The organism is Larkinella terrae (assembly GCF_009668025.1).
Classification (GTDB): Bacteria; Bacteroidota; Bacteroidia; order Cytophagales; family Spirosomataceae; genus Larkinella; species Larkinella terrae.
On sequence record NZ_WJXZ01000006.1, the window covers coordinates 158975 to 181778 of the forward strand.

The 22804-nt window shown below is 49.5% G+C and carries 29 protein-coding genes; all 29 read right to left on the bottom strand.

What is annotated here, in order from left to right:
* Positions 1-20: 20 nt before the first annotated feature.
* The 29 genes from GJJ30_RS11335 to GJJ30_RS11475 all read right to left on the bottom strand — a co-directional run bounded on the left by GJJ30_RS11335 (position 21) and on the right by GJJ30_RS11475 (position 22787).
* Positions 21-560 (bottom strand): hypothetical protein, encoded by a 540-nt coding sequence (locus GJJ30_RS11335; protein WP_154175268.1) that lies wholly within the window; start codon positions 558-560, stop codon positions 21-23.
* A complete protein-coding gene (locus tag GJJ30_RS11340; RefSeq protein WP_154175269.1) occupies positions 557-2590 on the bottom strand; it encodes a DUF5977 domain-containing protein in 2034 nt (677 codons plus the stop codon). Before GJJ30_RS11340 ends, GJJ30_RS11335 begins: the two co-directional genes overlap by 4 nt.
* Position 2591: 1 nt before the next feature.
* Positions 2592-3056, bottom strand: a complete 465-nt coding sequence (locus tag GJJ30_RS11345) for a hypothetical protein (protein ID WP_154175270.1) — start codon at positions 3054-3056, stop codon at positions 2592-2594.
* A gap of 122 nt (positions 3057-3178) precedes the next feature.
* A complete protein-coding gene (locus GJJ30_RS11350) occupies positions 3179-4504 on the bottom strand; it encodes a hypothetical protein (protein ID WP_154175271.1) in 1326 nt (441 codons plus the stop codon).
* A gap of 250 nt (positions 4505-4754) precedes the next feature.
* Positions 4755-5615 carry a hypothetical protein gene (locus GJJ30_RS11355; RefSeq protein ID WP_154175272.1) on the bottom strand — a complete coding sequence of 287 codons (861 nt, stop codon included), beginning with the start codon at positions 5613-5615 and terminating at the stop codon, positions 4755-4757.
* Positions 5612-6166, bottom strand: coding sequence for a hypothetical protein (locus GJJ30_RS11360; protein ID WP_154175273.1), 555 nt, complete (start codon positions 6164-6166; stop codon positions 5612-5614). The genes GJJ30_RS11355 and GJJ30_RS11360 overlap by 4 nt, the downstream gene beginning before the upstream one ends.
* A complete protein-coding gene (locus tag GJJ30_RS11365; protein WP_154175274.1) occupies positions 6163-6954 on the bottom strand; it encodes a hypothetical protein in 792 nt (263 codons plus the stop codon). The genes GJJ30_RS11360 and GJJ30_RS11365 overlap by 4 nt, the downstream gene beginning before the upstream one ends.
* On the bottom strand, positions 6938-7135 hold the full coding sequence (locus tag GJJ30_RS11370; protein WP_154175275.1) for a hypothetical protein: 198 nt from the start codon (positions 7133-7135) through the stop codon (positions 6938-6940). Before GJJ30_RS11370 ends, GJJ30_RS11365 begins: the two co-directional genes overlap by 17 nt.
* A complete protein-coding gene (locus GJJ30_RS11375; RefSeq protein WP_154175276.1) occupies positions 7132-8118 on the bottom strand; it encodes a DUF6712 family protein in 987 nt (328 codons plus the stop codon). The genes GJJ30_RS11370 and GJJ30_RS11375 overlap by 4 nt, the downstream gene beginning before the upstream one ends.
* Positions 8108-9466, bottom strand: a complete 1359-nt coding sequence (locus GJJ30_RS11380) for a hypothetical protein (protein WP_154175277.1) — start codon at positions 9464-9466, stop codon at positions 8108-8110. Before GJJ30_RS11380 ends, GJJ30_RS11375 begins: the two co-directional genes overlap by 11 nt.
* Positions 9466-9753, bottom strand: a complete 288-nt coding sequence (locus tag GJJ30_RS11385) for a hypothetical protein (RefSeq protein ID WP_154175278.1) — start codon at positions 9751-9753, stop codon at positions 9466-9468. Before GJJ30_RS11385 ends, GJJ30_RS11380 begins: the two co-directional genes overlap by 1 nt.
* Before the next feature lie 353 nt (positions 9754-10106).
* Positions 10107-10934, bottom strand: a complete 828-nt coding sequence (locus GJJ30_RS11390) for a hypothetical protein (RefSeq protein WP_154175279.1) — start codon at positions 10932-10934, stop codon at positions 10107-10109.
* Positions 10935-11076: 142 nt separating this feature from the next.
* Complete coding sequence (locus tag GJJ30_RS11395; RefSeq protein WP_170299171.1) at positions 11077-12687, bottom strand: hypothetical protein; 1611 nt, start codon at positions 12685-12687, stop codon at positions 11077-11079.
* Positions 12626-13156, bottom strand: a complete 531-nt coding sequence (locus GJJ30_RS11400; RefSeq protein WP_154175281.1) for a hypothetical protein — start codon at positions 13154-13156, stop codon at positions 12626-12628. The genes GJJ30_RS11395 and GJJ30_RS11400 overlap by 62 nt, the downstream gene beginning before the upstream one ends.
* A gap of 551 nt (positions 13157-13707) precedes the next feature.
* Positions 13708-14280, bottom strand: a complete 573-nt coding sequence (locus GJJ30_RS11405) for an AAA family ATPase (RefSeq protein WP_154175282.1) — start codon at positions 14278-14280, stop codon at positions 13708-13710.
* The gene (locus GJJ30_RS32320) at positions 14277-14456 is read right to left on the bottom strand and encodes a SymE family type I addiction module toxin (RefSeq protein ID WP_154175283.1); all 180 of its coding nucleotides are present in this window, start codon (positions 14454-14456) and stop codon (positions 14277-14279) included. The genes GJJ30_RS11405 and GJJ30_RS32320 overlap by 4 nt, the downstream gene beginning before the upstream one ends.
* A 79-nt stretch (positions 14457-14535) precedes the next feature.
* Positions 14536-14703, bottom strand: a complete 168-nt coding sequence (locus GJJ30_RS11415; RefSeq protein WP_154175284.1) for a hypothetical protein — start codon at positions 14701-14703, stop codon at positions 14536-14538.
* Positions 14700-14864 carry a hypothetical protein gene (locus GJJ30_RS11420; RefSeq protein ID WP_154175285.1) on the bottom strand — a complete coding sequence of 55 codons (165 nt, stop codon included), beginning with the start codon at positions 14862-14864 and terminating at the stop codon, positions 14700-14702. The genes GJJ30_RS11415 and GJJ30_RS11420 overlap by 4 nt, the downstream gene beginning before the upstream one ends.
* A gap of 103 nt (positions 14865-14967) precedes the next feature.
* Entirely contained in the window at positions 14968-15765 is a 798-nt protein-coding gene (locus GJJ30_RS11425) for an N-6 DNA methylase (protein ID WP_154175286.1), read from the bottom strand.
* A 48-nt stretch (positions 15766-15813) separates the two neighbouring features.
* Positions 15814-16098 (bottom strand): hypothetical protein, encoded by a 285-nt coding sequence (locus GJJ30_RS11430; RefSeq protein ID WP_154175287.1) that lies wholly within the window; start codon positions 16096-16098, stop codon positions 15814-15816.
* Positions 16099-16125: 27 nt separating this feature from the next.
* On the bottom strand, positions 16126-16491 hold the full coding sequence (locus tag GJJ30_RS11435; RefSeq protein WP_154175288.1) for a hypothetical protein: 366 nt from the start codon (positions 16489-16491) through the stop codon (positions 16126-16128).
* 101 nt (positions 16492-16592) lie between these two features.
* Positions 16593-18581: an AAA family ATPase gene (locus tag GJJ30_RS11440; RefSeq protein WP_154175289.1), complete on the bottom strand. Its 1989-nt coding sequence runs from the start codon at positions 18579-18581 to the stop codon at positions 16593-16595.
* Between the two features lie 178 nt (positions 18582-18759).
* Positions 18760-19500 carry a GREB1-related protein gene (locus GJJ30_RS11445; protein WP_154175290.1) on the bottom strand — a complete coding sequence of 247 codons (741 nt, stop codon included), beginning with the start codon at positions 19498-19500 and terminating at the stop codon, positions 18760-18762.
* The gene (locus tag GJJ30_RS11450) at positions 19482-20102 is read right to left on the bottom strand and encodes a ParB N-terminal domain-containing protein (RefSeq protein ID WP_154175291.1); all 621 of its coding nucleotides are present in this window, start codon (positions 20100-20102) and stop codon (positions 19482-19484) included. The genes GJJ30_RS11445 and GJJ30_RS11450 overlap by 19 nt, the downstream gene beginning before the upstream one ends.
* A gap of 82 nt (positions 20103-20184) precedes the next feature.
* Positions 20185-20556: a hypothetical protein gene (locus tag GJJ30_RS11455; RefSeq protein WP_154175292.1), complete on the bottom strand. Its 372-nt coding sequence runs from the start codon at positions 20554-20556 to the stop codon at positions 20185-20187.
* A 94-nt stretch (positions 20557-20650) separates the two neighbouring features.
* Entirely contained in the window at positions 20651-21283 is a 633-nt protein-coding gene (locus tag GJJ30_RS11460; RefSeq protein ID WP_154175293.1) for a hypothetical protein, read from the bottom strand.
* Between the two features lie 8 nt (positions 21284-21291).
* Positions 21292-21525, bottom strand: a complete 234-nt coding sequence (locus GJJ30_RS11465; protein ID WP_154175294.1) for a hypothetical protein — start codon at positions 21523-21525, stop codon at positions 21292-21294.
* A 204-nt stretch (positions 21526-21729) separates the two neighbouring features.
* A complete protein-coding gene (locus GJJ30_RS11470) occupies positions 21730-21915 on the bottom strand; it encodes a hypothetical protein (protein WP_154175295.1) in 186 nt (61 codons plus the stop codon).
* Positions 21916-22106: 191 nt separating this feature from the next.
* A complete protein-coding gene (locus tag GJJ30_RS11475; RefSeq protein WP_154175296.1) occupies positions 22107-22787 on the bottom strand; it encodes a hypothetical protein in 681 nt (226 codons plus the stop codon).
* Positions 22788-22804 lie beyond the last annotated feature (17 nt).

The window sequence follows — 22804 nt, forward strand, 5'->3', positions numbered from 1 at the left end:
CAAATCATTTTTGAATAGAGTTACTCGAAATCTCTCTTCTCCAGCAACCGGGCGTACCACTGCCCGACGACTTCCGCCGTCTTAACGCGCAGCCGATAGCGGGCCGAATTGATCAGCCGCATCTTGGTGCTGTTGTACCAGGTGCCGTTGTACTGTTTTTTGACCACTGGCATCTTCCGGCGGGAAAAGAGAATAGCGGCTGCAATCCGGCGGGCTGCCTCGTTGATGCTGCTTACTGTGCGGCCCCGGTAGCCTGGTACCCGACCAAACTGCCCCAGCCCCACACTGGCCACGAATTGCTCCAGGGCTTCCGGCGGGGGCAGTTTGTCGTTGTACCGGAGTTGGGACATATCCTTAAACCGCCCATACTCGTTGAAGGATATTTCGGCCACCAGCGTCAGGGCCGAGCGGCTGACACCGGCCTGAAACTGCCGTAGCAGGTCTTCGGTCAGCACGAGCCCTTTTTCTTCGATGGCCCGCTGAAACATCGCCACGCCGTCGTGTACAATGTCCTGGGCGAGATCGACCAGTTCATCCAACAAATCTAGCTCCTCGCTCATTGTTCGGTCATTTTAACGTACACCTTCGCTCCGCTGGTGGGGTTGTAGAAGTTTACCCCATCATAACTAAACAGCCAGATGTGCTCGGTGCCTTCGTGGTTCATCACCACCACCTTGTCGATAATGACGGCCCCATTCGAAAACACCTGAATGCGGTAACTCTTCAGCGGCTTTCCACTCAGGAAGGCAAACCACCAGTACACATCAGGTTGCACCGGAAAATTCTGGTTGTTGGTATTTTGAGGATACACATACGGCCCCGGTAGCCCCTGCACTGTCCAGCTATTGCCCCAGGGCTGCATGCCAAAATAAACCTGCATTTGGGTATGACTGCCCGACCGGTAATGCCAGTGACCCGCCGGAACTTCCCAGGCATACAGTTCCGGGGCCGTCGTGCAAGAACCGTACAGATCGGCGTACGACTGGGTGTTCAGGCGTTGGTATTCGGCTTCGGCTTTGCTGTCAGCATCAGCCTGGCTGACTTCCGAGCCAAAAAGCCCGGCCGGTACCGAAATAAGCGCCGGACCACCTACCTGATCCGCACCACAATTGCTGCGCTGGTAGGTGCCCGACCGGCCGATGGCCGCACTCAGGAAAGGCGTCACCTGGCAGTCGACGCTGGGCACCGGCGGCAAATACCCTTCCGTACCGGGTACGTTCGACTTGATGGGCGCTTCGGGCACGCGGGTGTTATCGTCCAGGTAGTATTTCTCCAGCAGAACAGCGGCCTTTAGGCCGGTGCGCTTGCCGTTGGCATCCAGCAGGCAGGTGATGGCTTTGGGCCGCCAGCCGGTGGGACGCTTGGGTAGATTTTCCGGGGAGGGCAGGCGGCTGTAGTGCTGTTCGGGATTGGTGTAGCGGAACACGAAGGTGCGGCCGATCAGCGTCTCGTCGTCATCGGCGGTTTTGAGGCTGTCGGTCACCGGCATTAACGGCAGGTAGGCCCGATCGGTCACCAGATAGACCTCCGGAGATAGGGCCAGTTCCTGCAAATACTCCGCCTGGACCTTGCTCAGCCAGCCGGTACTGACCGTCAGTTCCCGTTCGCCGGTGACCTGGTTGATCTGTTTCTCGGAGAATTCGGGCGGGTAATCATATCCGGTAAACCGTTCGGTGATCTGACGCACGTACTTCACCTGTTCGACGCCCTTGCCGGTGCAGTAGAGCGTATCAAATCCGCCCAGGCTGTTGGCAAATAAAAGAAACCGCACGTTGCGCCGGTACTGGGTTTCCAGCCGGTACCAGCGGATTTCGGTCAGCCGCTCGTCGTCCTGGTTGCTGACCCAGACCTCAAAGTGACTCACCGGTTTGGGGCTATTCAGCAGGCCCAGGGCTCTGGGGCCGACCGGAAACGAATAGACCTTGTACGGGTAAACCGTTGTGAGCTGATTGCCCACCCGACGCTCCGAGGTTCCATCGGTGTAATAAGCCTGGCAGATCAGCTTAAGGCTGGTGGGCAGGGGCGAAAAGTGGGTCAGCAGGTACAGATACTCCTGATGGTCGGCGTGGACGGTGCGGGCGTTGGGTGCCCAGGTTAGAAACCGTTTGCCCTTGCCAATGTACTCGGTAAAAAAGAAATCATGGTAGGCGGCATACTCCCGCTCGGCAATCCCGGCTTTTATGGCGTAGGCCACCGGCGCATCGAGCTGATCAATGGGCGCATCATCGTGAGTGCGGATTTTGCGAACGTAGTAAGGCGTGGTCAGGCTTTCGCAGATCCCGATGGTGGTTTGCCGGAACAGGGGCGGGGTGCGGATCAAGAGCGAGTCCAGGTGCGGAGCCACGTCGAAGTAAGCTCCTTTGAAGACCGACCCGGTGCTGAGCACTTCGGGCGGAATTTCCGAAGCCACCAGCGTATCCATTTCTTCAAAGGTGTTTGATAGAAAGTAGGGTGGGGTCATCAGCGTCAAGCCGTAGCGCAAACCGGTCCGGTCGGCGAAGGTGATGGGGTCGGCGGCTTCGATGTTGACGACGATGTGATTGCCGGTCAGGTGAACCGGGTAGTGGGTCAGGCTTGCCAGGGCGTCCATGTTAATACAGGAATTCGTTCAGATTCATTTCGAAATTGACCTCCATGCGCCATCCGTAATGCGAATCGGCCCAGAGTAGGCTGACGGCTTCCAGGCGGATGCTGTTCAGATCGCACAGGATGGTTTTGGCGCGGTTGTCGAGCCGGAGTTTTTTGAGCAGCGTCAGCAGAATCTGGAAGGATTGGGCATAGGCGGCAATCTGGGCGTCGTTGTCGTCGAGCGGGGCCTGCACCAGCACCGAAAGACCGGTTTTGTAGACGGCCATGTGGTTAGCGGCAAAGTTGTCGCCGGGTAGAACGATGGGCTGCTCCAGCCAGGCCAGGGGGTAATCGAAGTCAGGAAAGGAGCGGGCATAGTCCATGCCTTTTTCGACCCCGCCGTAGAGAAAGAATTTTAGATCGGGGTGAGCAGTGGCCCACTGCCGGAAGTAGGCCACGTAGGAAGTAAAATCGCCGGAAAGTATCATATTGAGGATGGTTTCCGGCGAAAATGAAAGGAGAGTGTCTTAAGCAACAGGACAGTTTTCTCAATTCTAAAATTTAGTCGGTACTTTTATAAACAATATATCGGCTAAATTTTAGCAGCATGCTATGAACCAAAGAACTTGCTAAAATCAACTTTAATACCAAGGTAAGCCCCTACTTGCGGGGGATATTTTCCGTTTCCTCGAAGATCAAGTCCAATGGTTGCATTAACTTTTGTGAATTTCTCGGTTAATAGGGCTCTTACAAAATAGAACCACTTCGAAGACCTATCGATTTCTAATATGGGATCACGTCGAGGATTAGTGAGTTCATTAAAAAATAGTTGTTGACGAGCATTAAAGTTATCGGTTGTTCTTCCTCCAACAGCGTTAAGACTAAAGTTAAATTTATCTTTCTGCTTGACATTCCATAAAACTCCAAGTCCAAAGTAACCATGTGAAAAGGGTAATGTTATAGTTCGATCAGGTTCAGGAGTACGGTTGCTTCTGAGGACAATCTTTTCATCACGGGGTAATACAATTTTTAATGTGTCAATCTGAACATTTTTTTCAGATATTTTAGAATTTGACGTTTGGGATAGAAATTCTAGATGACCAAGTATAGAAAGATTATAGTTTTCTCCGGAAAATAGCTCAAAAGTTGGTTGCATATAATAAGACCAGCTGGTTAGATTCTCGGAACGGTAACGCTTATAGGTTATACTTTCGTAGGCTGCACCAGAGACAAAGCCTGATTTTGGATCAATTAAAACATTTTTCGGTGGGTAAATTACATTTGAAAAACTAGGGTCATCCATCGTAAAATTTAAATTTGAGATACCGACGGAAATTCCCAATCTACCAATGATATTAGGCATATAAGCGTTTAAAATTCCTGCGAAATTGGTGAGTTTTGGCTTTTCAAAAAAGCTAAAATTGCTACCCGTTAATAGTGTAAACTGAAAATCGCTTGAATCAAAGTCTTTCACTTGCTTTTTCTCCAACTTCACTTGTAAAATTACACCATCTTCTTTGATCAGCTCTTCTGGGTCTGATTCGAGACCGATTATAATGTTTTTGTTTTTGAATAGGCTATAACTAAACCCCTTCTTAATGATTATTGGTACTCCTATGGTCTCGCTTTGCTGGAAGGAGTGTTCAAGATCAATGAAATCGATATACTTATTCAAACTATCAATGTCGAGAGTACCCATTTTTAATAGACTAACTCTAGCCTCAACTATTTTTTCACTTCTTAATTGAACTCTTTTGTCTTTTAAATTAGCCCCTACCTTTTCATATGTTAGAAAAATTGTGGCATAGGTGTCCTTTGTTGAGTCCACTATTATAGTCAACTCTTTAATATGTTTACCTTTTTCAGAGAAATAAAGGTCTTGACAAATGGCCTGTTGGAAGAAGAAGGCAAATAAGAAAAATAAAAGTAGCTTCATATTTTAAAGTGATTAAATTGTTGCGAGGAAAACTTAGTAATTTGATTATATAAACTTAAATAATTCTTGTTATTGAAATATTTCAGAAAGGAGTATATCAATCAAATAGGATTGCCTTTGCCAGAAGCAAGAAAAGAAAGATTAATTTTTAAATCAACGGTGTTTTTCACGTATTTCTTAGAAGCTGAGTTTTATAAATTGGATTCAAAAAAGTTAAATATTTTTTCTGCTTAATCAGTATTATATCTGATTAACCGCCAATCGAATCGCGGTATTTTTCCATTTCCTTTTCCATTCGCTCGGTTTCCCGTTTAATCTTCAGGTTGTTGTCCCTCAGAAATAGCCAGACGGTGTGCACGTTTTGTTTGCAGACCTGATCGAAGTTGCCAAAAACGCCCAGTTTGGCAATGTCCATCAGTGAGGTCAGAATGCCTTCTCCGTTTTTGTACAGGGGCGGCTCCTCGGACGCATCTTCGTCGTAAACATCCTGGTAGTTCTCAAAAAACCGGTTGTTCATCCACTCAAAGTATTTTAAAACCGCCATTACCTGCCCAATGGTGAGCTTCTGAAACTTGCGGGCGCGCTCGTCGGCCAGTACCGAGTTGAACTCTTCGCGCAGATCACCAGTCCAGTCGGCCGACTGACGGAAGGTCTCGGCATCCTTGCGGATTGGGCGGCACAAGGTGGCAATCAGCGTATAGACAGCCAGCGTGTTGGGTTGTTCGGGCCGGGTGTAGGCCAGGTAGTGGATGTTGGCCATCGCAATTTCAATCGCCGAGGTGTTGCTGTAGTTTGGCTCGGGTAAATTATACCGAACCCCGTCAATCTCGAACCAGTCCAGGGGCTTGTGTTGCAAGGGCGTCTGCCAAAGCCAGCGGGTGAGTTGGCCCAGCCGGTAGCGTTGTTCGGAGCTGAGCTGTCGATGGATTTTCGGGGGAATGGGCATCAGCACCGTCAGGGCGCGGGCCTTCAGGTCGGCTCGCTCTTTCAGCTCCAATAGGTCAACCGGCAACAGCGTCAGGGGCAACAGGGTTACGATCTGGCGGCTGGTGCATTCGTGCCACGCCTGGGGTACCGGATAGGCGAGGGCGTTGAGCCAGACGGTTTTCATGGGCGGGCTTGCCAGTACGGGCTGATCTGGTTGACGATGAGCTTGATTTCCCGCATCCGACGGCGGGTTTTGTAGACGCCCCCAATGCCGTTGGTGCCGCCGGTATTGAAACCGATGCAATCGATGGATTCGGCTTCGGGGTCCCAGCGGGTCTGGGCGAAGCCTTCAATGTGGCTGGCAAACAAACTGACGCCATCCATCAGCATCGGTTTTTGACCGACCCGCTGATTGCCGCGCGTGCTGCGCCGGTAGACGATCCTTTTGGAATTCGCAAACCAACTGGCCACACTGCCGGGGCTGGCGATGGGTAGTTTGACGCCGTTGCGCAGGTGGCACCAGTATAATCCGGAAGCACAATAGTAAGCCCGTTCGGGCAGGCCCAGCGACTTGTTGTACAAGGCGATTTTGGGGTGATCATTGCGGTTCGTGCGTTCGCGGAGGCCCACCTGCGCGCGGGCGGTATCAAAAATGGCCTGTCGCAGCGTGCCTTCATCAGCGAAGGTGAGACTGGTCAGGGCCAGGGTATAGGGGTTCGATTTGGCCGGTTTCATGGTTTGACCAGGTGCGATAAAGCTGCCAAGAGCAAGAAGCCCAAGATAAAGCAGGTTGCGAGTTTGGATCGTTGCCACGGTGTTAGTTCATCAAAGAATTCCCGGTAAAAATCTTTCCCCGACTGCACAAATGGAAGGACATAAAAGCCCACCATCGGCACCACGAACATCAGCAGCAGCAGGGCAATGGGCAGATCGGTGAGCTGCACGAACTTCTCGTAGGCGAATTTCTGCACACTCGTCAGATCGTAGGGCTGCATCTGCTTGTCAAACGCCAGGCTTTTATTCACCTCCTGAATCATATTGTGCAGGTCAGTGAAGCTATTGTAGGCCACCCAAAGGGAAACAAAGACACCCAGCAGTTGAAAGGCCAACGTCAGGCGGTGGTGCTGTTCAAACCAGCGTTTGTCCGGCGATGCTTCGCTGGGATCACTAGTCGCCAGCCCCAATTTGCGATCAATGTCGCGGGCCTGCCGCTCCGAATCGGCCGCAAAGCTGTAGAGAGTGCGTTTCTCATCTTCGTTGGGGGCCTGCCGGGCCTGCTGCCGAAAATCCCGGGCATCTTCCAGCAAGGAATCACGCTCCGCCACCAGTTGGTTGCGCTCGGTTTCCTGCGCCTGGCGCTTGCGGTCTTCGATGGCCTGTTTCTGGCTTTCGATGCGTTCCAAATCGGCATTCAACCGCTCTTCTTCGGCTTGAATGGCCGAGAGTTCGGGCACAACATGGCCGTTCACGGCCAGCGTCTTGCCCGCTTCGGTGACTTTTGTGTGTTTAGTGAGGTTTTGCATAGACGGTAATCAAAACGGCGTAGAAAAAAAGAAAGACGGTCAGGGCCAAAGCCAATGCCAGCGGCCCCCAAAGCGGGGCGGTGATCCACCACCATGATAGGTCGGGAAACAGCGTGTATTTCAAGGCGATAAGTAGCAGGCATAACCCTATCAGCAACAGGGCAACGTAGGCGCGGTTCATAGGACAAAGTAGTTTTGGTTGGGATCGTTGGGAAAACCGTTACCAGTGGCGGTTTTCTGCACCGGGGGCGTGTAGGCCGGTGAGTTATAATAGGCGGCCAGCACGGTGGGACTGGCTGTTTGGTCCAGGTAATTTTTGAGCAATCCGGCAAATTTCTCGGCTTCTTTCCCGGCCTGCAGCGCCAACTCTTCCCGGCGGCCAGAGGGCAGGTAGTCCTCGTTGGTGATGCCGTCAGTTTCGGCCAGCAGCCGCCAGTCTTCGGTGATGTTGAGGAACGGAATCGATTCGCGGAATGATTCATTGGCCAGGGCAAACCGAATGAGCTGCAAAGCGTGCGTTTCTTCCTCGGTGAACGAATACGTAGCATCCACCAATTTCGCTTTGAGATCTTCAGCGAACGGTTTGCCCAGCAGGGGCTGGAGGAAAAAATCTTCCGCTTTCCGGATGTAATCCCGCTGGGCCAGGTACAACCGGCGCGACTTCTGGGCGTGGGGAAAATACCGGGTCAGTTCGGTGGCTGAGTGCAGAAAACTACCGTGGGTCATCGAGTAAGCCGCACTCTGTTTCCAGATCGTGAAGTCGGCTTCGTAGCTCTCCAGGTAAAACAGGGCATCTTCCAGCGCCCGGTTGGCATTGGCGATAATGTCCTTCTTCATGCTGACGTACAGCCACTTGCCCATCGGCTGGGCCTGCGCTGGATTGGACACCGACACCCCACCGTCGCCCATCGTTGAGACCATCTGGGGCAAACCGATGAAATAGGCGTAGTAGGCCGTGGCAATCTGCAGGTGTTTCAAGAGCCGCACAAACCGGCCAGTGGGAGAGCTGAGCGCCGACAGCTCTTCGTACAGCTCATCGCCGATGGCCGGGATGATATACTTCAGCTCGGCCTGTTCGACGAAGGGCTGCCAGGTGGGCCATTGCATGGTTTTCTGAATGCCCCCTAAAACGGCTTTCAATTGGGCGGTGTCTTTAATCAGCATTGGGTTTTTGAGCCGGTTTGGGCTTGTTTTTCGGTTCGTCTTCGGACGGATCGCCTTCCTCGTTCCGCGGATTATCCAGGTGGTTTTTGGCTGTTACGTCGTACGTGTAGGTTTTGATCTGGCGGATGTACAGCGTTTTGGCGGGGTCCAGGCCGTCGATCTTTTGAGCGAGCAGGAGGGGTTTGAGGATCAGCCGCCGGTGCTGCACCGTCAGAAAGTCCTGCATGTAGTTGGCGGAGGCTTCCAGTTCCTTGCCCGAACCGCCGAGCTTCGCGCCGGTTTCGATCCCGGCCAGGGCGGGCAGCACGCCGTGGCCCTGCGCCTGGGCGATATTGGCAGCATTGTACAGGTTCAGAAACGCTTCGTCGTCGATGGTGGACTTCAGGGGCGTGATCCGCACGCCCGGCAGTTCCTTGCCGAGCGAATCGGTTTTGTGAAAGGTGAACAGCACTTTGTTGGGGTTCTCGTAGCTGGAGACGGTTTCGGCCATCGCGTCTAGCACCTGCTTCTGATGGGCCTTGCGCTTTTCGTCGTCTTCGAAGCCTTCCTGATCAAAATAATCGTCGGGAATGCTGATGTGGTGGGTGATAAAGTAGCCGTTGTCCAGTCCTTTGTCGTTGAAAACCGGCACTTTGTTGCTCACTTTCGTCCAGTTCTCCGTTCCCCACCAGGGCGACAGGGCAAAAAACCGCTGGCCGGGAATGGCCGGCCGTGCCACGCGCAGGATCGACACCGGGTATTTGGCCGGTTCGGCAGAATCGAAGGCCGGAACCCGCACGTACTCGTCTTTTTTGAAGCGGCTGGTGCCGTAATTGGCGTTGATCAGGTAGGCCGTCACTTTCGTCTGGCCCTTTTCAAGTTTGGCAGGCCGAATGTCGAACACATCCACCACGTCGACGGCGAGTAGCTTCCCGCCGGTTTCGAAAGCAAACCGCACGTAGAATTCTTCGGCAAACGCCAGTTGCAGGGCGGCCGCCGGAATATAATCGTTCAGCGCCAGACGGTCGATCCATTCGGTGTAAGCCGGATCAATCACCGGCGTGATTTTGATATCGTCGCCAACGACCTTTTCAATGCCGACGCCCAGGCCCAGCCCGGCGGCAAAGTCGGCTTTGGTGTAGATGAGCTGCCATTTGTTGGGCGACTCACAGGCGAGCTGGTGCAGGCGGTGCAGCACTTTGTCGTCCCCGCGCGGAATGTGGTCGGCTTTGGTGCCGGTGGCGCGGCCGCGGTCCAGGGAGGCATCGACGGTGGTACTGGCATCGCCCCCGAAGGTGACGACGGTGGCCGCGCCTTTCTTGCCGTAGGGCACGACGTAAACGTTGTGTGCGATTTCGCGGATGGGCATTACATCAGGTGGTTTACCGGCATCCGGTTGAAGGTGACAATCAGGTCGATGTAGCAGTCGAAGTGCTTGCGTTCGGTGGGCTGGTAGCACTTCAGGATGCCGGAGCGGTTCATCTTCTTGCGCTCGTTGAGCCGGTTGGCCTGCGTGGGCTGAAGCCGGGTGCAGCCGGTCCGGACCGAAACCGTTCCGTTGGTTTTGCGAAACTTCAGGTCAAAGACGGCGTTCGGCCGGTTGACTTCGGCCAATACTTCGGAGATACCAATCACCAGGCGGTGGACGCGGCTCATAGCGGGCGGTTTTGTTACAGCCACAAGATTAAATCACCGGTATTTGGCAAAGAAGGACACGATTTTTAGGGCGTTTTGAGTAGGTTTTTGCAATCCAAATTTTGGCAAGTGATTGGCAGCGAATGGGATACAAAAAAAGCAGTCAAAAAACCACTTACTGACTCACTCGGTGGGGCGCCCGCCCTTTGACGAGAACGGAAATTTCCAAGATGAAAAACAAGGATATAGACGCTGGAAAAATCGGAATAAATGATTTTTGTAAAGAGCTATAATTTAGAATGCTATTAAAATCAATTTATCTTCAGTAGTAATAGATATTTTGTTTGATATAGCTCAGCCTTAGTAGAAGCGTACTATTTTATTTTTATTATTTCATCGACTACTTTGATCAATAAAGCCATGACTGAAATTAGAGTCGAAAAATAAATGAATGGCGATTTTTCTGGTAATGCAGCACCTTTAAGAACACTTGATAATATAATTTTTTGTGTTGTTAGAATTGATTTTAACAAAAACATAAATAACAAATATATAAGTATTATTGCCCAAGGCGAAATACATATTAATGTGTAATTAATAGAAAAAGATAAATTATCAATTCCATATCCGTTTACTGGATTACCAAGGATAGTTAAAACAAAGGAGAATAGTAAAATGTGAATTATTAGAACTAATAATAGAGTGAAGACAGAAATAGAAATAACAATAAGTTGATAAATGTTTGATTTTGCGTTGTTCCACCTATCAAGAACATTAATTACAAGTAAACCATTTAATAAACAAAATGAAATTGCCCAAATTAAAAAAAAAGCCCATCCAATAGCGCTCAAATTGTCAGATAAATCAAACCAACTTATTAAATAATTATAGAATCCATCATTAAATGGAATGCCGTAATATTTTCGTGACAAATACAATGTATAAATCAATATAAAAGGCAATATTAAAAGTATGAATAATAAAATAATCAATCTTGCTTTCGTGCTTTTTAACAATAACAAAGTGCGTTCTAAAGCAATCTTTGGAAAGTTTGGGACTTTTGGCCTTTCTACATAGGCAAGCATTTTTTTTACCCACTCTCTCGCTTTAGATTTTTGTTCCGTATTAATATGAAAATCGTCTAAAAACTTCCCAGTTCCAGTAATAAGTGCACATATGGCTATGTAAAGGCCCCAATTCATATTCGTTTTTTAAAAAGCAACAATCCTTAATTCCAAAATTAAATTAGGCAGTGAAAATGAAATTCATTTGAAAATGTCACTTTAAAGTTAAGGTGAATATGTAATTAAACCTCAAATTTTTGTTAAGATTTTTATTGGTCTCCTAAACCACATACAACGTATTCTGCTGCTTGCGGTGGCCGGGCAGGAGCTGGCGGCATTTGGCCCAGAGCCAGTAGTCCAGGGCGTCGGTGCCGTCGGTGGCGAACTCCCGGTTTTTGAGCTGGCGTTCGGCGGTCTTGTCTTTTTCGAAGGTATCTCCGATCCTAACGGGGGTGCTCTGAATGGCGATGATGAGCACCTTGTTGGTGTTCTGGTTAATGCGGATACGCGGGGCGCGGGGGTTGGATTCTTCCAGCAGTAAGTTAATCAACAGGTATTTGTCCTTATGGCGAGGGTAGGCCGTCAGCTCCCGGCGGAACACCTTCCAGCCCTTCCTGGCCAGGGCCGTGGCGAACTGGTCAAAGAATGGTTTGTTTTCATTGCTGGTGGCCGCTGAACGGGAACGCCCACCGGGATCACCGTACACAAACACCTCTTTTTTGGCGTGGTTTTCATAGGTGCTCGTAAACCAGGCGGCTATTTGCAGCACCAGGTTGGTGTCCTGATCATGCAAAACCGGCTTGGTGTATTTGCTGTTGACCACCCGCAGTTCCCGGTTAATTTCCTGGCCCACCAGCGCCCAGCAGATATCGGCGTTGAAGTCCAGGGAAATATCCAGGGGTTTGTCACTGTGGTAATCATTCGACTGGTACAGAGTCAGTCCGGATTTATCGTCGTGCTGGTAACCGTAGCTTTCAAAGTAGCAGTGTTTGCTGGTGCCGAAGGCGTGGTAAAAACAATTGGGCAGTTTACCGATCCGCCGGTTGAGGACTTCCACTTCAAACTCCAGCGGGTCCAGCTCTTCCCGCAGTTTATCGGCATAATCCGGAGGCAAGATCTCGGAATTGTCCACGTAGGTCGATTCGACGAACAGCGTTTCAGGTGGGGTGCTTTTCAACTGTTCCGCAGAAAATGTTTTCCGCAGCTCCAGCTCTTTTTGCCACAATTCCTCGGTGTGGTAGATGTGCATGCCCTCCTGGGTCCAGGGCGCGGAGGTGAAATCGAAGAAACCGTGGTGCCAGGGGTCTGAAGAAAACGATTTGTAGCGGTTGGCGCGGAAGGTGGGTTTGACGACTTTATTCAGGAAATCGGTTTTGATCAGGGCCGATTCGTCGGCCAGCCCACCGTCCAGGTTCAGGCCCCGGTGGGTTTCGGGCCGGTCCTGGCTGATGAGCTGGAGCGTGGCCCCGGAAATGTGGGTGATGCAATACTGGTAGCCAAGCTTGCCCGGCGCTTTAAACGGTTTGGGCCAGTGATCCGGCGGACGTACCCCGATTACATAGGTGCCGAACGGATTGGCTTTCGAGTATTCAACCTGGCCCATCAGTTCGAGGGCTTCCTTCAACCCTGGCAGCACGACCAGATCGAGCTGCACATAAGTCAGGCCGATCAGCCCCCACTTGCTGCGGGGAAAGCGGTCGAAGATCATTCCGGCCTTGAAACCCAGCGTGGTGGTTTTCCCCGATCCGCGCCCGGCGTTGAAGGTTTTCCGGCGAGCCCGGCTTTTGAGGAACTTGATCTGCTTGGGGTTGGCGTACACTTTGCGGCTCTCACTCATCCCATTCCAGCCCCTGCTGTTTTTTGTAAACGTTGACGTTGTTGATGAAGACATATTTGCCCGGTTTCTGGAAATCTACCGGGTCCAGCCCCTGCACTTCCTGTTGATACAGCCCGGCCAGTTCATCGGCTTCACGCCGACATTCGCGGGCTTCCTTGATATCCTTTTCCTTGAAGGCAATGTTCGACAACAAATCGTAGTAGGCAATCGACGCTTGCCGTCGGCCTTCTTTGTCGGTTTCTTCGACGGCTCCAAACAGCAGTTTGCATTCTTCGACCAGGTAGCGGGCCATGCGGTCCTGAATGGCGTAGTCTTTCATGAGCACTGAGCGCACCATATCCTCCGTGCGGCCCATGCGCAGCATCCCCCAGGCTTTGGAATATTGTTCTAACTTCTGTTGCTCGGATTCGGTAAAGTCCTCGTATGTAGTCTCATTGGCGTAGAACTGGAGGTACCGGTCGAGCTTCGATTCATCAATTTTCAGCAGCCGCTTGGCCCGTTTGATGGATAGTTTCTTGGTCATTCTCTCCCGAAAAATGCGTTGGGGCAAGATTACAGGGAAATTTTTCACTTAAAAAGGACGGATTTAAAAGAGAGTGAGTCGTAAATTTCCAACCTTTAGGCAACCAAAGGGTCAATAGGGAAAAATCTCAGGACGATGCGCTTTTTTAACCTCCTTCTATTATGCCTAATCGCGTTGTTCAGTCAACAAGCGTGTAACCAAGTAAAGCCGCAGAAGGCTTCAGGCTGTAGCGATCCGAAATTTTCGCGCGCTAAAGAGTTTATAAATCTGGATGCAGTTGTCGTCGATCGGTACGGGGTAAGCTTGTATTTATTGGAAGCTTCCCAGCCCAATGAGTATGGCCTAACTGTTCCCTTACTGCCTTGTAACCTGCCCGATTCCTACAAACAAGATCAGCTTCGCATTCGTGTAAGTGGGTATACGCTCACCCATCCGGACCTGACGTACCAAATCAGTTCAGGTGAAAATTTTGAAATTACTAGGATTGTAGAACGATAAACGACTGGATGCTCCGAGGAGAAAACGCCAGGGTATCCCCTCGGAGCGGAGGACTACTCAAACAACCCATTCCCCTCCGGATTCATAATCGCTTTCATGGCCTTCGTCCGCATTTCCTGCTCACCATCCACATCCCGGTGCGGATGCAATAGCGTGCCTTCGTCGAAGAAATGCGCCCAGGACCGGCCCAGCTTTCGACCGCGATCGTTGTGCTTGTCGAGCGCAAAGTCCGGAATTTCCTGCCGACGGAACGGATGCGTCAGCCAGGCCCATAGCAGCGTCCAGTCAATCATTCGGCTTTTGCGCGCGCGGCAGAGCCGCAGCACCGCCTGAGTCAGAAACAACCGCTGAGGCTCGTTCTTGTCCTCCTTCTTTTTGGCCTGTTCCCGATGCATTTCGTAAAGTGCCCAGATCTCGGCGGGGAGTCCCGGTTCAGCCAGGCCCACGTCTTCGCTGGTCATGATCCGCAGCCGCTTCCAGACGTATTCGACAAAACCGGAATCGTACAGCTCCACCACCCAGAACATGGCCTGCTCTTCCAGGCCCCGACGGATGCACTTTTGCAAGGCACTGCTGCACTCAAAAAAATCGTACCCCTTCCGGGTGCGTATGTCGTACTTGCTCATCGTTCAATGACAATTTTGTTGTGTTCCACCCAAACTTTTACCGAATCACCCCGGCTAAAACCGGCGCTGGTCATCCACTTACCCGCCAGCAGGAGCGACGGCACCAGTTCGGTTTGCTGCCGGATCGTCCAACGGTGTTTTTTTCGTTGTTGATACCCAATTTTTCGTACTTTCACGGCTCAGGTATTTATTCCGGGTCGCCGGCGCGATTAACTTTCAGTGAAAGCCCGGAAGCCCTTGCATCCGGGCTTTTTGTCAATCGAAGAGTCTGGTTTGCTTTTCAACGTGGTTGAACAGCGGGAGGTCCAGGAAACCCTGGTTCTCACTTTTACGTAGCCCCACTCGGGTGGGCTGGCTCATCAGAAACTCGTTCAGGAGCTTGACCTCAAAGGTCGTCAGTTTGGCTTTCTTTGGCTTTTTCATCCGCGTTTTAGCTGTTTGTACACTTTGTCCAGGGCAATTTCTCCGCGCACGACTCGCCAGGCGACTTTCAAACTCATACTCATCGTGACGATGCCGCGCCGGAACAGCGCCCAGGCCGTGGTCATGATCGACCGAAGCTTCGTTAACCATTCTTTTCTCATTGATTTCCAGATAGTTATTGTTAATTGATGGTGTAAAAATCTCCCGGCAGAACGGATTAAAAAAGCGTTTTTCCTGAATTATTTTTCGCTAAAACGCTGATTATCAGAACAATATAAGTTGTCCGTTTTGCGCTACCTGCCCAATGTGCTGGGGTTCTTTGTACGCGCCCTGGGGCCGGGTTTGGGCTGGTTTGGACGGATCGGGTTGAAGCTGTTTTTTCTCCCGAAATGACCCGAACAGGTAGGAATCTTCCGGCTCAATGGTTTCAATGGACGGACACCCGGCCAGGGGCAACAGGCGGTTGACGCGGTAGCCAAACCGCCATTCCCATTTCAGGCTGTCCATGCACACGGCTTCACCTTCGCAACCGTGCAGGGCCATGTTCACCGCCGTCATGCGCGCGCAGATCGGGTCCAGATCGGCGGCAAAATGGTAGTTGCCCGGCGCCAGGGCGTGGAAAGCCAACAGCAGCCGACCGGAACCACAGGAAGGATCATAAACCTTCTGGCGTTTTCCCTTCAGCGATTCTTCGCAGCCCTGCAGGCGCACCATCAGGTCGCAGACGTGTTCGGGGGTGAAGAATTGACCCAGCAGTTGCGATTTCCCGCGTGAGGTCAGGCATTCGTAATAGTTGCCCAGGCCGTCGTACCAGTCGGTGTCAGTCACGATCTGGCTTTGCTGCAGCAGGATTAGTTCCTGGGTCAATTGGACAAACCGGTCCAGATCGCCGTACTGCTGTTTCAGTCGCTCGTAGACGCCAACCCGTTGGGGCATGAACGATTCGGTCAGGAACTCGACGAAATCGCTGAAAAAGCTGGAGTAGTTGAAGCCGTGCTCCATTTGGGAGAATAGCTTGTTAAACGCACGGAGTTCGTGCGGTACAACGGTGGATTTTAACATGGTAGGAGAGAAATAAAAAAGCCCCGCGTGTCGGCGGGGCTGTGGGTTTCAGAACGGGACGGCTTCGGCTTCGGTAGCCGGTCGGCTAAAGTAGGCCGACCGCAGCAGGTGATCGACGTAGTAGTCTTTGATCCGGAAACCGGTCAACTCTTTAAACCGGTCTTCGAGTTGCTCCCGAATCAGTAGGGCCGGAGATTTGTAACTGTTGGGTTTATACGTCCGGACGAACTCCAGAATAGCATCAATGCTGACCTGCGCAGGCGCGATCGCGTTGATTTCTTCCACTTGCACGTCGATGTTCCGACCGGTTTTCTTAAACCAGCCGCGCGACACATCGGGGAGCCAGTTTTTGTCGCCCCATCACTCGAAGTCTTCTTTGGGGAATGGAGCCAGGTGTTCATCCAGTACGCTCTCCACCGACACCCATGCGTCGGCATCGGCGCAGGCCTGTTGCCAGAGTTTGGCGATTTCCAGCGGATTCTGGGATTGTTCAAACAGGTGCTCATCGACGCGCTCCGGATCGATGTCGGGTGGGAGCGGGGTTGGCATCAGGGCCAGGTGGGCCACGGTGTAGATGCCCAATTTGGCACACACCATTTTGTCCAGGGTGTTGATGTGCATTCGGCGGCCGACCTCGCTGGCCCACTCGTAATACTCTTTTTCGGACTTGCCGGTGGTGGTCAAAAACCGGTCTAAATTCCGGCGCGGAACTGTTGTGTTTTCCATTGATTTACAGACGTTTATTGTTTGAATTGGTCTGTAAATTCTCCCAGCAGAACGGATTAAAAAAGCGTTTTTTCTGAAAATTTTGTGTTATTTTGTATTAATTATTCAAACAAAAAAGATCTCATTAAATCGTAACTATCAGTTGGAATAAATGGAAAACATCTGCCAATAACCTTGCTCATATGTTTTTGTAATTTTCCTGTTTCTTTATAATGAGGAGAATTATAAATTGGAAAAGATTTCTTTATAATGCCATCCAACTGATGATTTCCCATTTCTAAGAACCATTTTGGAAGCAGTATAATTTTACCATTTGCATAATATACTTCTTTTCTATCAGAATCTTTACTTTTAAAGTAAGGAAACGAATTGTAAATTAATTTCAATATATAATCACTAAATGATTGTAATGCTTTTTCTGACTCATTCCCAATCAAGTACGGACTAATAGTTCCTAAATCAAATTCAGAAACTACATTGTAAGTGTCCTTTTCAATAAATGAACAAAAAATATAAATGGGATCAAATAGAAAATTTTCTAAGGAATATCTGCTAGAATCTCCATGAATAAAAATGTAACTGTCTAATGCTTCGTAATTCTTTTTATCCCAGTCTATAATTCCATAAACAGTTTTGTTTCCTGCTCCTCTAAATTCATTAACCAAATTAATAACTTTTTCACAAGAACTATCCCCGTAATCACCTGAAATAAAATACAATTTTGTTTCAGGCTTACAAGTTCTTGATACTACTTCGTTAATAATTTGATAATAAACAAGATCAGTTGGGCTTTCTACAATTATCTGTTTATGTTTGCGATAATTAATGCTTAAAATAGGAATTGTGTTTATTAAAATTTCTAATGCTCTATCTTTATTGACTTTTTTTAATGCAGAATTATTTTCATTAGATAACTGGTAAATAGAATCTTCAGGAGAAAGGGCGATTGTGGTCGGATTATGAGTCGTAATAAACACTTTAGATTTATTTTTATTAACAACAGTGTCATAAAGCGATTGGATCAAAGTTTGAATTCCGTCAGGGTGTAAAAAAGCATCAGGTTCATCCAATAAAATTAAATCTGGAAATTTGCTACTCTCATTAAAATTAATGTTCAAAAAAAGTAAAGCATAGAAACTAAATAAAATTCTTTCACCAGATGATAAATTTTGAAATTCAAGAACTTCTCCTGAAATAGAATTTGTTAAAGAAATAGAGAAATTGCCATTTTTTTCAAATTCTTTAAAATTAAAGTCTTTTAATCTGAATTTGAACTCATATTCATTTAAGAAGTCATTAAATTGATTGAATGGAGACCTGTTGGCTTTTATGAATTCAATATCAGAAATGGAATTATTTTCTTCGCCATATAAGACTTTATTGGTAAAGTTTGTTCTATTTAAATCTCTTCTATATATATATGAGGCAAAAATTTGTAGAAAATTATTGGTATAATTAGTGTCGTAAAGATATAGGGTTTCCTCATAAGGTAAATTGATAAAGTCCTCAGTAGAAATATTGGACTCATCTAATCCATTGTATCTAGATATTTTGAAAATGAATTCGAAAAGATGTCTCTTTTGATTTAAATATTTATTTAGTTCTTGCAAAGCTATTTCATTTGAAATCACTTTGCCCTTTACTGAGCCTGGAAAGAAACTAAATGAAATAAGTTCATTAATGTATTTTTTAACTTCATCAGTCTGCTTTTCGGGGAACAGATCAAGATAGTTATTTTCTATGATTTCTTTAATCGGAATATTAGTATAATAAATTTTATGAATAAAATCTTTAAATTTGCCTTTTAATACATGCCAATCTCGAATAATTATAGAATTATAGTCAGACCAATTCTTGAACGAATAGTTTCTTTTATCGAAATCTATAAAATCATACTTGAGAATGGATTCTATGTTTTCACTAAATTTAACTACTCGAAATTCCGGTAATTTTAAGTTGTCTTCTAAAATAGCTTTCAGAAGTTGTGTTTTTCCACTTCCATTAGTTCCAGTAATTACGACAAAATCAGTTAGCTTATCGCTCTCAAAAGGTTTTAATGACAAGTAGTCGTTAGTAATTGACAGAATCATTGGATGTTTTAAGTTTTTGAAAAATTATATTAAAGGTGCCTTACCATCAATCTTTTAGACTATTTTAAATTACAACAATCGATTTCAGATTGTAAAGGAATGATTTGAGAGAATTTTAATTTGTAAATACTACATAATAGTGGTCGATTATTATATTTTTAATCAAATTGTATACATTTCAAAATGGTAGCTTCATAGTCTTCTGAAACGGATGTTTTGGCTTCGCCTTCCCACCAGCTTTTTTCAAAGTAACCACTTCTTTCCCGAACACCCGCTGAAGATAGTTAAAATCTTTCTCTTCCGCATCCAAATTCCGAAACTCGGCCAACCCGCCCGCGTTAACGAACGTATCCTTCTGAGCAAAGTAAAACCGGGTATCCTTCCAGATCAGACGGTGTTCGTAAGCGTTCAGGCAACTGATCCAGTAATCCTCGTTGCATTTGATCTCCGGCGAATACCATAATTTACTTCCGGCCAGCACGCCGTGCGCGCAACCGGTCACGTAGCCACTGAGTTGAATCGGGTTCAGCGAGTTGTAAGAAACCGGTGTCGGGCTGGAGCTGAAGCCGAACAGATACGCTCCGGCATGGCGGGCGGCATCGGAGGTGGCCTGGATAATTTCCCGGGCGGTCAGTTCGTCAACATCGGCGGACTCGCCCGGCTGGGTATATAGCCGCCGGAAGGCGGTAATGTCGTCATCGAGCATGAACACGCTGCCGAAATGCTTAATGATCCAATCACGCTTGCGGGCCAGGCCCACCACCGAATCCGGGTGGGTCACAATCTCGTCTTTCGGGTTACAGAGCCGGTAGGCTTTCGCCTGGCTTTCCGGAACGCAGATGATGGCGCCAGCCACCACGCTGGTGGTTAGCACGCGCGTGTGGCGTTTGTGGCTGGGAATTACGATCTGGCATTCCATTGGGTCTGAAACTGGTTAGCGGTGATAACGTGAGTTTTGCCGATTTTGGTGGAAGCTTTGTAGCAGCGCATTGTCTCGACGCCCAGTTGCTCGGCCACGTTGTTCTCGTCGATCTCATTCGTGCAGACAATGATGAAGGCAGTGTACTTCTCCGAAAACTTGGCTACAATCGGCATTTCCGGTTTTTCGTCCTCCGGCAACGCTTCCTTCAACTGCTGCTCCAGATCGCTCAGGTCGATGCCGTAACTGCCCAGGTCCACGAAATCGGAAAAGTCCGACTGGAGCAGCAGTTTGTCCCACTCGCCGAAGGTGCTGTTCTCGATCACGGAAATTTCCTTGAACTCGGCTTCGGTCAGTTTGCGGGTAGCCACGCGCACGTCGATCATCTCGTCGCCTTTGCCCATCGCCAGCATCACTTTGCACCGCTGGTGACCGGCAATCAGTGTGCCGTCGGCATCTACCACCGGCAGGCCGATCAGGCCAAACTGGCCGATTTTGGTTTCGAGTTCCCGCTGTTTGGCGGCCGTAATTTTTCGGGGATTCTTTTCGTAGGGCACCAGGTCCTGCACCCGGCGTTTTTCAGTCGTAAATAACTCAGTCATGATTTGCGAACACATGGATGATTCACAAACATGGCTCGATCCAATTGACGCTGGTAGGACAAATTAGCCGCAGGAAATAACGCTACATAGTTGGTACAAGAGGCTTAAATGCAACTGCCAAAATAAAAGCAACTGCAAGAAACGAAACCACCCAGAGCAGGATTGGACCCGATGGCCCCTTCAGCTTAATACCCAATACTGACATTTCCAAGGTTCCGGAAGACGATCGGAAGTAGCGGACAACATAGGTGGCTAGGAAAGCCGCTAATAAAACTGTAACGATCCCAGAAATCAGGGGGAATACCTTAACCCATCTTGTAGTGGCAGCATCAATTCGATCGAATCTGCCATCATAAAAATCTAGTAAGACAACAAAAACAATGACAACAGTAATAATTGAGATGGTAATTGAAAATACCCAGGCTAACAGCTGGTCAGGTTTCATCTGTTTCATGAATTTGGCATAATTGTGCTCATAAGCTTCTAACTTTTAGGGATATATGCAAAATAAGTAAGAGAGAATTTTAGAAAATTAAATTTCCCGATAATCAAAGCGCCTTGAACAGCGCCAGCATCCGTTCCAGCTTTAATTCGGCTTTAGCGATCTGCGTCCGGTAGTGCTGCTTTTTAGCTTCGGTCGACGAGCGGTCCAGCCCACTGCGGTATTTGCTCAGTTTCGATTTTTCGTAGCGAATCAGCCGGTCCAGCTCAAACTTGTCGGTGGGCAGCGAGGCCGAAAAACTGTCTTCCACCAGCTTTACCGGCTCCTGGGCGGGTCGGTGGCCGTGGTCCAGGGCGTAGCGGATTTCGTCCTGCTTTTCCACCCAGGCCCGGCGAAGCGTCAGAATCTGCCCCACCACATCCGGACAGGCCAATTCATCCGGAATGCTTCCCAGGGAGTTGGACAGTTCGGCTTTCCGGCGGCTGATCTCGCCCTGCTCGGCCCGGATGGTATTCACCAGAGCGGCCACGGCGGGTGGCAGGCTGGTACCTGGCGGGCGGATCGGTCGGCTGGGTTGGGCCGGTTCAGAAGTGGGATGTGCCGTCGTGAGGGCTTCGTAGACCAGGCGGGCTTGTTCCACGTCGGCCGGGTTCGCCTGGCCGCTTCGGAGCCGGAGTTTGGTCAGGTTCCAGGCGGCTTTGGCCTGGGTGCGTTGGTGCTGCAGTTGGGTTTCGGTCATCCCCGAAATTACCCGGTGGGTTCGGTGTCCGACAGGAGCGCTTCCGTAAAAGCATCGACGGTTTCCTGCCAGGTTTTGGCTTCAATCCAGACTGTCGGCTGCTCGTAGTGATTGATTTGCGCTGAGATCACTTCCTGCACTTCGGCCGAATAACCGGCCAGCAAGTCGCCGAGTTGGTGGGGCGCAATACCGCCCTGTTGCAGATAGGTAAAGAGAGAGGGGAGGCAGGCAGGACGGAGCATATATGAAGCCGGTTGGTCACTGCGAACACTCGTCTGACAGACGACCTGTTACCCTACTTGCAAAGGTATGCCAACCGGCAGGTCGTTAAAGTCCTGCCAGTCGGTCGGCTGTCATAAAAAAGTGTTCGCAGGGCAAACATAACAAAAAAACCGGTTAGCCAACAGGCCACCGGTTTTTGTACGACCAAACAGTTTCAATTGACGCTATTCGTTTGTCTCTTCCTGGGACTCGTCGGCGTCTTCTGGTTCATCCGTTTCCAGACTCACTTCCCGACTCTTCAGCAGGGCCTCCAGCTTCTGCTGAGCTTTCTCTTTCAACGCCTGATCGGTTGCCAGTTCCGGATTTTTTTCGGATTGTGGTGTTTTCGGCTTCTGGTTTTGCTTCGCCATTTTCGGAGATAGGTTGCGCCGATGACTCGGCAGGTTCAAAATAGTGGGTTATTCCGGCGGCCATCAGCTTTTGGGCCATTTCATCGGTCAGGTTTTCGTCGATGTTGACCAGGCCCAGGTTACCGACCGAATGGCGAACGCCCCCCTCGGGAACGTTCACCAGTTTGAATTTAATGAGCATAGGTTGGGGCTTAGGTCGTCGCTTCCGGTTGGATCGGCAGGGTGGCCACCAGCGAAGCCTGGATCGGCAACAGATCCCACATAAAACCGTCCTGATCACCCTTTAGCGTAAAACCCCGCTTGTCGTTGCCCTTCTTACCGCCCTTGAAGGATTTCTTCAGGAAAATAGGGTTGTCGCTCGATCCCACCACCACAAACTGACCGTCATTCATTTCCACAATCCAGACGCTCCCGGCGTTCAGGTGCTTTTTTAGTTCGCCCTGGATGGCTTTGGAGAATCCGGCCAGCATCAATTCGATGGTGTGTTTGTGCGACTGAAAACCGGGATCACCGTTTGAATCACTCGCCACTTCCGCCGTGCCGTCGGGAAACTGGTACTCGGCAAATTTGTTGGTGCCCACCATCAATGGCAGGGCTGTCACCTCACCGGTTTGGGCTTCCTCCAGCGTCGGCCAAATGCCCTGAATGTGTTTCGATAACGCCACCAAGACTTTCCGCAGCCCGCCGGGGTTGGGGGCCTGAAACGACTGGCCGTCGAGGTTGGCGAAGTTGACGTAGGCCAGCCCCATCACCGGAGCCGCCACGTTCAGCGGGTCGCTGGTCAGGTGCTGCACCACTTCCAGCGGCATCACCACGCCCACCAGAAACGCCAGCCCCGCCAGAAAAAAAGAGAAAATTGATTTTGCTTTCATAAAAAATGAACCAGTAA